Origin of the sequence: Staphylococcus sp. Y174-1, assembly GCF_049897865.1 — a bacterium.
Taxonomy (GTDB): Bacteria; Bacillota; Bacilli; order Staphylococcales; family Staphylococcaceae; genus Staphylococcus; species Staphylococcus saprophyticus.
In genome coordinates this window covers 18,819-32,133 of the sequence record NZ_JAFCXB010000004.1, presented here as the reverse complement: position 1 = coordinate 32,133, position 13,315 = coordinate 18,819, and the positions used below count along the sequence as shown (strand labels likewise).

General features: G+C 33.4%; 15 protein-coding genes. 2 read left to right on the top strand and 13 right to left on the bottom strand.

The genetic code is table 11. The features are described from left to right. Positions 1 to 44: 44 nt before the first annotated feature. The 4 genes from ACP7BT_RS11630 to deoC form a co-directional block, all read right to left on the bottom strand. Positions 45 to 395 carry a DoxX family protein gene (locus ACP7BT_RS11630; protein WP_002482697.1) on the bottom strand — a complete coding sequence of 117 codons (351 nt, stop codon included), beginning with the start codon at positions 393 to 395 and terminating at the stop codon, positions 45 to 47. Then, positions 395 to 1,582, bottom strand: a complete 1,188-nt coding sequence (gene deoB / locus ACP7BT_RS11625; RefSeq protein ID WP_069821671.1) for a phosphopentomutase — start codon at positions 1,580 to 1,582, stop codon at positions 395 to 397. The genes ACP7BT_RS11630 and deoB overlap by 1 nt, the downstream gene beginning before the upstream one ends. Positions 1,583 to 1,594: 12 nt before the next feature. After that, on the bottom strand, positions 1,595 to 2,896 hold the full coding sequence (locus ACP7BT_RS11620; protein WP_011302654.1) for a pyrimidine-nucleoside phosphorylase: 1,302 nt from the start codon (positions 2,894 to 2,896) through the stop codon (positions 1,595 to 1,597). 67 nt (positions 2,897 to 2,963) lie between these two features. After that, positions 2,964 to 3,626, bottom strand: a complete 663-nt coding sequence (deoC, locus tag ACP7BT_RS11615; protein WP_002482694.1) for a deoxyribose-phosphate aldolase — start codon at positions 3,624 to 3,626, stop codon at positions 2,964 to 2,966. Between the two features lie 184 nt (positions 3,627 to 3,810). Between deoC and deoD the strand changes: the two genes are divergently transcribed. Then, on the top strand, positions 3,811 to 4,521 hold the full coding sequence (gene deoD / locus ACP7BT_RS11610) for a purine-nucleoside phosphorylase (RefSeq protein WP_011302652.1): 711 nt from the start codon (positions 3,811 to 3,813) through the stop codon (positions 4,519 to 4,521). Positions 4,522 to 4,705: 184 nt separating this feature from the next. Here the strand turns inward: deoD and ACP7BT_RS11605 are convergent, their stop codons facing one another. The 9 genes from ACP7BT_RS11605 to ACP7BT_RS11565 form a co-directional block, all read right to left on the bottom strand. Continuing rightward, positions 4,706 to 5,155: a Dps family protein gene (locus tag ACP7BT_RS11605; protein ID WP_002482692.1), complete on the bottom strand. Its 450-nt coding sequence runs from the start codon at positions 5,153 to 5,155 to the stop codon at positions 4,706 to 4,708. A gap of 180 nt (positions 5,156 to 5,335) precedes the next feature. Beyond that, positions 5,336 to 6,199 (bottom strand): ribokinase, encoded by an 864-nt coding sequence (gene rbsK, locus ACP7BT_RS11600; protein ID WP_002482691.1) that lies wholly within the window; start codon positions 6,197 to 6,199, stop codon positions 5,336 to 5,338. Between the two features lie 33 nt (positions 6,200 to 6,232). Further along, the gene (locus tag ACP7BT_RS11595) at positions 6,233 to 6,616 is read right to left on the bottom strand and encodes a thiol-disulfide oxidoreductase DCC family protein (RefSeq protein ID WP_002482690.1); all 384 of its coding nucleotides are present in this window, start codon (positions 6,614 to 6,616) and stop codon (positions 6,233 to 6,235) included. 330 nt (positions 6,617 to 6,946) lie between these two features. Next, positions 6,947 to 8,314, bottom strand: a complete 1,368-nt coding sequence (locus tag ACP7BT_RS11590; protein ID WP_011302649.1) for an EVE domain-containing protein — start codon at positions 8,312 to 8,314, stop codon at positions 6,947 to 6,949. A gap of 72 nt (positions 8,315 to 8,386) precedes the next feature. Further along, positions 8,387 to 9,367: a YeiH family protein gene (locus ACP7BT_RS11585; RefSeq protein ID WP_037538011.1), complete on the bottom strand. Its 981-nt coding sequence runs from the start codon at positions 9,365 to 9,367 to the stop codon at positions 8,387 to 8,389. 206 nt (positions 9,368 to 9,573) lie between these two features. Beyond that, positions 9,574 to 9,801, bottom strand: a complete 228-nt coding sequence (locus ACP7BT_RS11580; RefSeq protein ID WP_037538009.1) for a hypothetical protein — start codon at positions 9,799 to 9,801, stop codon at positions 9,574 to 9,576. 24 nt (positions 9,802 to 9,825) lie between these two features. Continuing rightward, positions 9,826 to 10,764 carry a type I phosphomannose isomerase catalytic subunit gene (locus ACP7BT_RS11575; protein ID WP_002482686.1) on the bottom strand — a complete coding sequence of 313 codons (939 nt, stop codon included), beginning with the start codon at positions 10,762 to 10,764 and terminating at the stop codon, positions 9,826 to 9,828. A gap of 605 nt (positions 10,765 to 11,369) precedes the next feature. Beyond that, entirely contained in the window at positions 11,370 to 12,068 is a 699-nt protein-coding gene (locus ACP7BT_RS11570) for a FadR/GntR family transcriptional regulator (protein ID WP_002482685.1), read from the bottom strand. Between the two features lie 129 nt (positions 12,069 to 12,197). Beyond that, the gene (locus ACP7BT_RS11565; RefSeq protein ID WP_002482684.1) at positions 12,198 to 12,857 is read right to left on the bottom strand and encodes an NAD(P)-binding oxidoreductase; all 660 of its coding nucleotides are present in this window, start codon (positions 12,855 to 12,857) and stop codon (positions 12,198 to 12,200) included. Between the two features lie 153 nt (positions 12,858 to 13,010). Between ACP7BT_RS11565 and ACP7BT_RS11560 the strand changes: the two genes are divergently transcribed. Then, positions 13,011 to 13,307 carry an ArsR/SmtB family transcription factor gene (locus ACP7BT_RS11560; protein ID WP_041080804.1) on the top strand — a complete coding sequence of 99 codons (297 nt, stop codon included), beginning with the start codon at positions 13,011 to 13,013 and terminating at the stop codon, positions 13,305 to 13,307. The last annotated feature ends 8 nt before the right edge of the window (positions 13,308 to 13,315 follow it).

The following is a 13,315-nucleotide window of genomic DNA, read 5'->3' as shown; positions in this document are numbered from 1 at the left end:
GCGTCATTTCAAACGCATGTGCTCTCTTATTTTAGTTTAGTAAGTTATAATTTTTTGATTAATTTCATCATCACAAATTGCAATGGAATACGTCCGTATAAAGCCCATTTCGGAAGTTGTTGACCAGCAATTGGAATTTGTTTGCGCGCCATATAAATATTCGCTGGTAAGACCGCCCATAAAAACGCTATGAGTGCATTTTTTTGACCCTTAGTAGGTTGTTTCATTAATAATATGACACCAAACACGATTTCCATAACGCCTGTGATTAACACAGCTGCTTTTCGAAATGGTAAGTACGCTGGTACAATACGTCTAAATTGTTCTTCATCTTTAAAATGGAGTACCCCTGCAACACTAAAGACAATTCCAAATAGCATTCTTAAAATACGCATTACTTTTCAACACCCATTTCTTTCAAATAGCTTTTGCCAAATTCAGGTAATTTCACACCAAAATTATCAGCAATCGTTGCACCTAAAGAACTAAATGTGCTGTCTATCGTTAGCTCATGATAGTCACTCATTTTAGGACTAAACATAAGTACAGGAATGTATTCTCTAGTATGATCCGTACCATCTGCAGTTGGATCATTACCATGGTCTGCTGTAATAATAACTAAATCTTCTTCTTGTAAGTGATTCATAAGTTCAGGTAAACGTTCATCAAAATCTTTAATCGCTTGTGCATATCCTGGTTTATCACGACGATGGCCATAAAGGGCATCGAAATCAACAAGATTTAAAAAGCTTAACCCATTAAAGTCACGTTGCACAGTTTCAATTAATTTATCCATACCATCCATGTTATCTTTGGTACGTATCGATTCAGTCACACCTTCACCGTCAAATATATCATTAATTTTACCAAGGGCAATGACATCATAACCATTATCTTTTAATTCATTCATTACTGTTCTACCAAATGGTTTTAATGCATAGTCATGTCTATTAGAAGTTCGTTTAAATGAACCTGGCTCTCCAATATACGGTCTAGCAATGATTCTGCCTATTAAATATTTAGGATCCTTGGTTAATTCTCTTACTTTTTCACAGATGTCATATAGTTCCTCTAAAGGAATAATATCTTCATGAGCTGCAATTTGAAGTACTGGGTCTGCAGAAGTATAGACAATTAGATCACCCGTCTTCATCTGATGTTCGCCCCATTCATCTATGATTTGCGTACCGGATGCAGGACGATTGGCTACAACTTTACGTCCTGTTAACGTTTCGATTTCATTAACCAGTTCTTCTGGAAAGCCTTCTGGATAGACCTTAAATGGTTGCATGATATTTAGCCCCATAATCTCCCAATGGCCAGTCATGGTATCTTTGCCGACTGAAGCTTCACTCATTTTTGTGTAAAAAGCTTGTGGTTCCGCTTCTTTATCAATAACCGGAAGAGGTTCAATATTACCTAAACCTAATTTTTGTAAGTTAGGTAATGACTGTTCAAATCCTTCGAGCGTATGCTTTAAAGTGTGACTGCCTTCATCATCAAAAGCTTTTGCATCAGGTCCTTCTCCAATACCAACAGAGTCCATGACAATTAAATGAACTCGTTTAAATGGTGTAGTCATAATATTCCTCTCCTATTCAGTAATTATTTTATGAATCAATGTTGGTTCATTACCAGTGTCACTAATCGTAATACTTTGCAATAGTTTATCTTTTACGTTATCAATTTGTTCTTGATTGCTGTGGATTGTTAACAAAGCCTCTCCTTTGTTGACGCTATCTCCAACCTTTTTATGCAATACGAGACCCACACTTAAATCTATTTCGTCTTCTTTAGTTTGTCTGCCTGCACCTAACATCATAGAAGCTACACCGACTTCATTTGCAATAATTTCAGTTACAATGCCTTCACTTTGTGCGGGTAGTTCAATTTGATATTTGGCTTGTGGTAATTTTGATACATCGTCTACAACAGAACCATCGCCATCTTGGTTTTCTAAAAATGTTCTGAAACTTTCTAACGCTGAACCATCTTGAATTGCTTGTTCTAACATTTTACGTGCTTCATCAAGATTTTGAGCTTTTCCACCGACGACTACCATCTGTGAACCTAGCGTCATAACTAACTCTGTTAAGTCTTCTGGTCCATTACCTTGCAACGTTTCAATCGCTTCTTTAACTTCTAAAGCATTACCTATTGCATTGCCAAGTGGTTGGCCCATATCCGAAATAATTGCCATTGTATTTCTACCTACATTATTACCGATACGAACCATGGCATGCGCTAATGCTTCTGCATCTTCTAACGTTTTCATAAATGCGCCATTACCGGTTTTAACATCTAATACAATTGCATCCGCGCCAGCAGCAATTTTTTTACTCATTATAGACGATGCAATCAGTGGAATTGAATTCACCGTACCGGTAACATCACGAAGTCCATATAGTTTTTTATCAGCGGGTGTTAAATTCCCAGTTTGACCAATGACTGCAACTTTCGCCTCATTAACCAATTTAACAAATTGTTCTTCGCTAATTTCAACATGGAAACCTTCAACTGATTCTAATTTATCAATGGTACCACCAGTATGGCCTAGTCCGCGACCACTCATTTTCGCTACTGGCACACCTACCGCAGCCACTAATGGTGCAAGTACTAGTGTCGTCGTATCACCAACACCACCCGTTGAGTGCTTATCCACTTTAACCCCATTAATATTAGATAAATCAATGACATCACCTGAATTAACCATCGCCATCGTCAAGGCAGCTCGTTCATCATCATTCATATCTTGAAAATAAATCGCCATCGCTAAACTAGAAGCTTGATAGTCAGGAATATCTCCATTTGTATATCCATCAATAAAGTATTCAATTTCTTGTTTCGTTAGCGCTTGACCATCACGTTTTTTTTCAATAATATCTACCATTCTCATATGAGTTGGCCTCCCCTATTTTTCAAGTCAATACATAACTATATTCAGACAAGATTTCAGTTATTTATTAATAATCTGAGTCACTTTCTAAACCTTGTACAATTTCAACGCCTGCACTAGCGCCAATACGTGTGGCACCTGCTTCAAGCATATGATTGAAGTCTTCAAGATTTCTAACGCCACCAGAAGCTTTGACTTCTAAATCATCGCCCACTGTATCTTTCATTAACTTAACATCTTCAGGTGTAGCACCACCACCAGCAAATCCTGTTGATGTTTTAACAAAATCAGCACCAGCTACCTTGCTTAATTCGCTTGCTTTGACTTTTTCCTCATCAGTTAATAAGCATGTTTCAATAATAACTTTAACTGTTTTACCGTTCGCTGCACCTACGACACCTTCGATATCTTTTTGAACGTCTTCAAAGCGTCCATCTTTTAAAGCACCAATATTAATTACCATATCTACTTCTGATGCACCTTTATTAATAGCATCTTCTGTTTCAAATATTTTTGTTTCAGTCGTTGATGCTCCTAATGGAAAACCTATAACTGTACATACTAATACATCTGAACCCTTAAGTTGTTCAGCAGCATATTTTACATGTGTTGGATTAATACAAATCGATTTAAAATTAAACGCTTTCGCTTCCTCGATAATTTTATCTATTTGATTTCTCGTAGATTCCGGTTTAAGTAATGTGTGGTCTATATATTTTGCGTAATTCATATTAAATCCTCCTATTATTTTGTTTATTAGCATATGGTGTTTTAACCCACTCATAATTATATAGTAAAATTTAACATATATGTTTATAAACATTCTCTCTTTACCTCTATACTACAAAAATTCGCAAAAATAATAAACAAATGTTATCTTTAATTTGATAAAGAATTTAAAGGAGAAGATGATTATGACAAAAGCAACACCTCATATTCAACCTAATGGGAAAAAAATAGCTAAAACCGTATTAATGCCAGGGGATCCACTTCGTGCAAAATATATTGCGGATAACTATTTAGAAAACGTTGAACAATTTAACGAAGTACGTAATATGTTTGGTTATACAGGTACATATAATGGTAAAGAAGTATCTGTAATGGGATCAGGTATGGGCGTTCCAAGTATTGGTATCTATTCGTATGAACTATACAATTTCTTTGATGTAGACACAATCATCCGTATCGGCTCATGCGGTGCTTTACAAGAAAACGTTAACTTATATGATGTGATTATTGCACAAGGTGCTTCTACGAATTCTAGTTATGTGGAGCAATACAACATTCCTGGTCATTTTGCACCATTAGCAGATTTTGAATTAATATTAAAAGCTAAACAAAAAGCAGATGATATCGGTGCTACGACACATGTTGGCAATATCTTATCTTCTGATACGTTCTATAATGCCGACCCTACATTCAATGAACAATGGCAACGCATGGGTGTCTTAGGTATTGAAATGGAGTCTGCAGCACTATATTTAAACGCTACTTATGCAAATAAAAAAGCTTTAGGCATATTTACAGTAAGCGATCATATCTTACGTGATGAAGCGACAACTGCTGAAGAACGCCAAAACTCTTTCACTCAAATGATGGAAATAGCATTAGAAATTGCTGAATAACATTTTCTTTAGGTTTCAGATTGATATGTAAATAAATACATATAGAGCTAGTGTGCTAATTCATAACACTCAGCTAACATTTTTTATAAAGAAAGAGGCCCTGTCTATTTAAATAGACAGGGCCTCTTTTATACGTCTAAGCTATATGCCCAGACACTATTCTCTTTATCTTAAACTGAATGTATTATCTACCTAAATATGATTTTAACATCCAGTTATGTTTATCTATATTTGTTTGCATACCGATGAACATATCTTCAGTCACATCATCATCTGCATTTGAAGCAACTTCAATTGCTTCTTCTAATTGTTTAGATACATTATCGAAGTCTTGTGAAAGTTCTTCAACCATTTCTTCAGCTTTGTAACCTTTGTCTGCTTCTTTGATAATTGAAAGATCTAAACTTTCTTTTAATGTTGCAACTGGATTACCACCAGCAGCTAAAATACGCTCAGCTAAATCGTCAATGTATTGACTTGCTTCGTCATATAATTCTTCGAATTTTGTGTGTAGTGAGAAGAAATTAGGACCTTTTACATACCAATGAAAATTGTGTAATTTGGTGAATGCGACTGTCCAGTTTGCTACTTGTTGATTTAATACTTTTACTACTTCTTCATTACTTTTTGCCATGTAAAATCTCTCCTTTAAATTTCAATATTATCATTAAATGACAACAACGTTCTTGATTACAATAATTATTATATTATAATAATTCTAATCTGTAAAGAATATTCGTGCTCTAAATTAGAATTATTTTAATTTAGATGTCCATTTAACGACCTACACTTATTATAACAAATTGCACACTACTTATTCCAGGTCTTTTCTGTACGGCATTGCGCTTTGTGCACCTAAACCTGTCACTGAAAAACTACCAGCCAAATTAGCAAAATTCACAGCATCTTCCAATGACTTATTTTCAATTAATGCAACTGCTAGTGCACCATTAAAAGTATCTCCAGCTCCTGTTGTATCTATGACTTCCTTTTTATAACCTTCAATCAGTTGTTGCGTATCGCTATAAAACAATGCGCCTTTTGCGCCTTGCGTAATAATAAGTTTACGTGGATATGCTTTAAGTGCTTGTTCTACTTGATGGTCAAATAGTAATTCACTTTCTGATTCGTTCGGCGTTATCCATGTTACTTTTTCGATTACTTCTTTATCCAATTCACGATAAGGCGCAGGATTTAAAATAACTTTGATACCATGCTTTGCTGCATATGTGACAACTGATTGAACCGTTGCTTCAGGAATTTCATGTTGGAGCAAAATAATGTCATCTTCACCAAAGTTTTCCAACTTTGGCAAAACAATATCTGGTGTAATATAGTTATTGGCAGCCGGAACGACAATAATACGATTATCATCTTCAAATAATGTAATGTGTGCTGTACCTGACTTCTCATTGTCAATGATGTCCATATAAGTGGTATCAACATGGTTATCTTTCAAGTTTTCCAAAATTTGTTTGCCGTATGCATCATCGCCCACTGCACCTATCATATACACTTCATTACTTAAGCGTGCAGCCGCTACCGCTTGATTTGCGCCTTTGCCACCAGGATTAGTAAAAAATGAAGTGCCCATTACTGTTTCTCCTGCTTCGGGCAATATATCAGTTTTTACAACTAAATCTATGGATGCACTACCAATTACAATAATTTTTCCCATGTTTGTTTCCTCCGTATTTTCAGTAAAAAATAATCAGTCAATAAAAAATGATTTTTCATAATCATTAGGTTCATGCCAATGGGTTTTCCACATATGATTTCTATTATCAGCAAATAATTGATAACCAAAATCTCTGATTATATTTGGCACGAAACGCAACAATATACCTAACCATTTGTAGTTAGTCAACGATGTGATTAAGGTTGTAATTGCATCAGATTTATATTTCAACTGGTCACCTTCTTGTAAAATCACACTATCGTATTGTTGCGCTTCTGGATAATTTTCTAATAAATTTTGTGCTACATCACCCTGTAATTTGGCAAATTGATAACGTGTAGAAAGTCCGTGTTGAATTAACCAGATCGCATAGTTATAACAATAAACACAGTTACCATCATAATAAATTATTGGCATATACAACGCTCCTAAAATGATATATTTAGTCTACCATTATCATTATATAATGGTACTTACTTTTATTATATCCTAATTTCCTTAAAATAAACCATAAGTGCTTATATCTGCCTATTCCTATCAGTGCTCGTCGATTAAAAACATTATGTCTTTTTTACGCTTCTGTTTTAAAAGTATCCACTATAATTTAAATAATTAATAGACATTTATATTGTCATACTTTGCATAAAAAAATGACCAATCCAATCTTGAAGGATTGATCATTTCATATGCTTTCATAATTACTTATGCTTCATCATAACGTATAAGTTCAATTACTCTAAACTCTTTTTAATCTTGGTTCACTTTAACAATTCTAGTATATTTTAGAAACTGTTCTGTGTATTTTTGTTTAATTTCATTTAAACTGTCATACGTGATAGCGACAATATGCCAATTCGGATTAAAATGATAAAACGAATCTTTTTTTCTAGACCATTTAACCATAGTACCATCTTTATTATAACGTGGTAACGTCATCTCATAGCCTTCCAACACATTGATATATGTTTGAAAAATATCAGGATCTATACGGTTAAAATTATCTATAACTAAATAACTTTTATCTTTTCGAGGCATGAGATTCGTTATAAAACCTTCTCTATAATATAAAGCGCCCGTCTCATTTGGTAAATATTTTCCATAAAGCATGTCTTCTGTGAAATCCGGGTGCCCAGAAGTAATAACTGGATTCGCATTTGTTTTTTGCAATAAGTCTTCTGCCGCTTTTAATCCTTCTCCTTTATCTACTACAAGCAGAATAAATGGTTTCAAATCTTCTGCTGGCTTATCTATCACATTATCGCTTTGCACGGCTTCAAATTGTGGTTTCAAACCATCATTCGCACTCATTTCAAGTATAGATTCAAATTGCGTTTGTGACATACTTGCAATCGCTTGTTTTGCATTTTCCTGTAAGTAGTAAAGATTTTTTAATTTAGGATGCTTATTCAAAGTACTTAATGAGACAGGTTCAATTTCTTTTTCAAAATATACTTCAATAGCCGTACTATTAGTTCTACCAGGAATAGGTGGCTTTTCATGTATATGTTTACTCACTTCACCAACGCCAATGACCGATTGCTCTCGTTTTTTATTATAAAAAACAAGTTGGTCCCCTATTTCTAACTGTGTATAAAAATGATAACCATTTCTTTTTATACCATTATACGTATGTGTAAATATCGTGTTATATGATTCTGGTTCAAATTCTTGTTCCTCAGATATAAAAAAGTATCTAGGTATTTTAGTTTGGCCTTTGCCTAAGCTAACGATTAGTTCATACTCTTCTTTAGTAATTTGATTAAATAATGTTTCTTTCATATTACCCATTCTAAATTCTAACTGTTCACTTCTTTTTAAATAATCAGCTGTTAACGGCTTTAATTGTTCTTGTAATTCAAAATGAACGCGAATTTTATTTTGAGCACCCGTTTGTACACTTGTGATTTCACCAAATCCTAATAAACCAGTGTCCATCTGCACTTGATAAAAGATGACCTGGTCACCAACTTTGGCCTGTTTAAATGAACGGAAACCTTGAGAGGGATTAAATTGTGCACCTGATTCAAATAATGTTGTTTGTCCAACCATTGGTTCATTATGGTTCCAGCGATTATAACCGCAGTTTAACCAAAAATAACTTGTTTCCTCTGCCATTTAGATACTCCTTATCTCATATAAAAATTCTATTTTTCCTATTATATGAAAAATCACCTTATAGAACAAACATTACAATAAGTTGATTAATTTCATAGTGATTAAACTTGTAATAATAACAACGATCCAAGTCACTAAACCAAGTAATATAGGTTTGATACCCGCTTGTCTAAATTGTTTGAAATCCACATTCAAACCAATACCAGCCATCGCCATTGTAATTAAAAATAACGATAATTGTTGAAACATATGAATCACTGATGGTGAAAAATTGAAAATTGTACTTATCAATGATGCTATGACAAACCAAACAATAAACCATGGGAAGATTTTAGCTATGGATGTGTGCGATTGCTTCTCTTTTTCTTTTTTAATAGTTCTATATGTAAAAAATAAAACGACTGGAATAATCATTAACGTACGTGTTAATTTAACAACGGCCCCTGTTTCCAATGCAGTTTTACCGTAATTAGAAGTTGCTGCAATGACACTTGACGTGTCGTTAATCGCCGTTCCTCCAAAATAACCAAAAGTCGCTTGTCCCATATGCATGATATGACCAATTGGTGGGAAGATGAACACTGCTATGAGATTAAATAAGAAAATCGTCGAAATAGCAAATGCAACTTCACTTTCCTTTGCTTTTATAACCGGACTCGTTGCGGCAATTGCTGAACCACCACATATGGAAGTCCCTACCCCAATTAATATACTTAAATGTTCATTAATATTAAACAGTTTCATTAATACATAAACAATTAATGCCGCTGCAAACAATGTAACAAAAATAATTGGTAAAGATCTCCAACCGATGGCGCCAATAGATTGGAAGCTTAATGTAAACCCTAACACGACTATACTATAGTGTAATATTTTTTTACTGCTGAATTTTATACCAGCATCATATTTTTTAGGGATTGTTATTATATTATTAATTAAAATACCTATTATGATTGCAAATATAGCACTCCCAATGATAGGGAATTTACTGCCCATAATTGTAGCGACCATTGCGATTACTAAAGTCATAATGAGGCCTCTTGCTTTATCCAATCTTGCCACCTCCAATTTAAATACTATTTTAACATATTTCAGATTATCTAAACTGTAAATATTGAAATGTACACGGTGTTATAAAGAAAAATTAAACTGATGTTTAAGAACTTTATTGCTAATCACACATTGTCTCTCCATATTTTATAAAATTCATAAAAAAAGTATCATTCACGCAATCGCAAAGATACTCAATTTATACATTGTTAAGTTAACGTTAAAGCGCCCAGAATTGGCATCGTATTAATTAACACACCACCGAATTTGAGCATACCACTTATTTCTTTATCCGGTATTGTAATCAATGCTGCAATAATTCCTATTACACCAAAAATCATTGGAACAGCCATCGAAGGAAATATATCCGTCTTTAAAAATATGCCTGCACCAGATAAAAGACCACATACAAGTGATACATATAAAAACTTAATCATTTTAATGCACTCCCACTTCTATCTCTATAAGTAACTTACAATCAATTCATACTGACCTTCAAATATTGTATCTAAATCATCAGACGTTAATATAAAATTCTGTCCTTGTACTAAATCGAATACTTCACCATCAATAATGACTTGACCTTCACCTTTGAGCACAGAAATCAATACAAACTCTCTTGGTTTCATATAATTTAATGTACCTGAAATGTTCCATTTTACAATTGTAAAAAAGTCATTAGAAACAAGTTGTGTACGTTTATGATTTTCAATGATTTCAGTATCTGTTGGTATATTAATACTTTCATTTGCGATTTCAATTACTTCTTTCGCTTTAACTTGATTTAATTCGCGTTTATCGCCTGAATCTTGTGCACGGTCATAGTCAAACACACGATAAGTCACATCAGATGATTGCATCGTTTCGTAAACAAGTACACCTGCGCCAATAGAATGAATCGTTCCAGCAGGTATAAAATAGAATTCTCCCGCTTTAACTTTCACTTTATTAAATAACGAATCGTAATCCGCTTCATCAATCTTGTCAATTGCTGTTTCTTTCGATTGGGTATTTAATCCATATATAATTTCAGCGTCTTCTTCAGCATCTATAATATACCAACATTCAGACTTACCATATTGTCCATTCTCATTTTCATATGCATACGCATCATCTGGATGTACGTGTACAGATAAAGATTCTCTGGCATCTACAATTTTAGTCATTAATGGAAATTCTTGGCTCGGAAAATCACCAAATAGTTCTCGATGTTCATCCCATACTTGATCTAGTGTTTGCCCACGATATGGTTCGTTTAATATTTCACATTTGCCATTTGGATGTGCTGAAATCCCCCAAACTTCTCCGATATAATCACTGGGTAAATCATATCCAAATTCTTTTAATCGACTGCCACCCCATATTTTTTCATGAAAAATTGGTTTTAAAAATAACGGCATTCATCGCACCTCCAAATTCTTAAGTTGTAATCATATTTAAAATTATATTTTTTAAGTGAATGTTCTCATTTAAATTCATCTTTTTTTACAGAACTAGTGTGATTGTATCACATAATTACTGAGAGTATAAATGACTATACGCGTATTTCAATATATTTAAAATCACTTATTATTATATCAACGACCCATTTAAATTGGTAGTTCATTCTATTTTGTACAATCACATGACGAATCATTTTAATGAATGATTATATTGTCGCCGGAAATTTTTCTTGTTTGGACTTGCCAATACAATCTAATTGACTTTATAATTAGATATAGAGTTTTTTACAAACTCTATCTGTTTTTACATATAAGGTATTGTATTAATTTATGATTATTTGGAAAAGCTGATTACTTTTTCAAATTATAAAATTTGCTATTAGGGGTCTGAGACATAAATAGGTGTCTTAGGCCCCTTTTCTATTTAGTAGTAGATGTAAAATACGCTGACTATTGGACACTATTTCATGTATGTATAAGTACCTTGCTCTAAAATTACTAAAATCCACACAACATGATAAAAGCACCTTTTCATATTATCATGTGAAATGGCGCTTTTTTTATTATGTTTCTTTGAAGTTAGCTAATATGGTTTGTTTTACTTCGAGTAAGTGAGATTGCATGGCTTTAACTGCTGTCTTATCATCCTGCTCTAAAATGGCATGATAAATCATCTCGTGTTCTTCGAGTAATTTAGTCATTGTTTTTTGTTTATCATAGATAAATATTTTTCTAGTTTCTTCCATTGAATTTTGCATAAGTTCTGATATGTTATTTAATAACTCTACTAATAATGAATTTTGAGCTGCATGTGCGATTGCAAGGTGGAATTCTAAATCTGCTTTTTCTCCTGAAGTGCCATCAATTACTGCTTCCCCCATCACAGACAATGCTGTCGCTAGCTTTTCTAAATCTGCTTTATTACGGTATCGTGCAGCATTTGCTACTGTTGCACTTTCAACAATTTCTCTGAGTTCTAATAATTCTTTTATTTGAACTAAAGAATTGAATTTGTCCCCAAATTCAAAAAAAGTAGGCTCAATTTGTTTGATAAAAGTACCATATCCTTGTTTCATTTCTATTACGCCTATCGTTCTCAGTGCATTCAACGCTTCCCTCACTGACGCTGTGCTTACTCCAAATTGCTTACTTAATTTTTGGATAGACGGTAATTTATCACCAACCTGATAATCCTCAGATTTAATATTCTCTAAAATGATATCTGCAACTTGTTCATATATTTTTGGGTTTGAAATATTCATATTAACCTCCAAGCGATATAATTTATTGTATCAAATTTTCGCTCGTAATTTGCTTAAAAAAGCAATTATTTCTAACAAAAAAAACCAATTTACACCATCATGTAAATTGGTTCTTTATTTAATTATATTTTATTTATTTTTAAACTGGTCTAATGCGTCTTCGATTGATTGTTCACCGCTCACAACTTGAAATTCAGTATTTATATAATCATCTGTTGCAAGTACTTCTTTAATGACTGACGCAACATCTTCGCGTGGAATTGAACCTTTATCTTCGAAAAATGCATCTGCTGCAAATTTGTTTATGCCAGGATCATTTAATAATATACCCGGATGCACAATTGTATAACCTACATCCGCTTGTTTAAGATATTCATCTGCATAATGTTTCGCGATTGTGTATGGTTTCAAATCACCACTTGCATCAAAAGCTTCTCTTCTAGAATCATAAGTAGACACCATGACATATTGTTTTACATGGTTTGCTTCACTGGCTTTAATTGATTTGATAGCGCCGTCTAAATCTACGCTAATTGTTTTATCTGCACCAGTGCTACCACCTGATCCTACTGAAAATACAATTTTATCGAATCCTTGTAACTTTTGAGTTAACGTTTCAATATCATCAGCTTCAACATCAATCAATGTCGCTTTCACACCATTGTCTTCTAAAGCTTGCACTTGTTCTTCTTTTCTAACACCTGCGACAAATGATTCGCCACTTTCTTTTAATTGATTTACTAAATATTGACCTACGCCACCGTTTGCACCTATAACTAATGTACTCATTATATAGCCTCCTTCAATAAAATCTTAAATTCATTTTAACACTTCTACATATTTTTAAAACTATTGTGCTTTGAACATTGACTATTCAACAAAATTATATTAATATATGAACAAATATTCATATATTAATGTGAAGAAATGAGGTTAGTAGATATGGCGGAGTCAATTAATGAACAAACGGTAGCATATGTCACCGATATTTTTAAAGCGTTAAGCGAAGGTAATCGCCTACGTATCATGCACCTTTTGATTCAAGGCGAATGTAGTGTAGGTCACATCGCACACACTTTAAATTTAAGCCAATCAAATGTTTCACATCAATTACGTATTCTTAAACAAGCACATTTAGTGAAATCGAATCGCCATGGGCAATCTATGATTTATCAAATAGATGATACGCATGTGACTACTTTAATAAAACAAGCAATTCATCATGCCTCACATAAATAATAATTGAA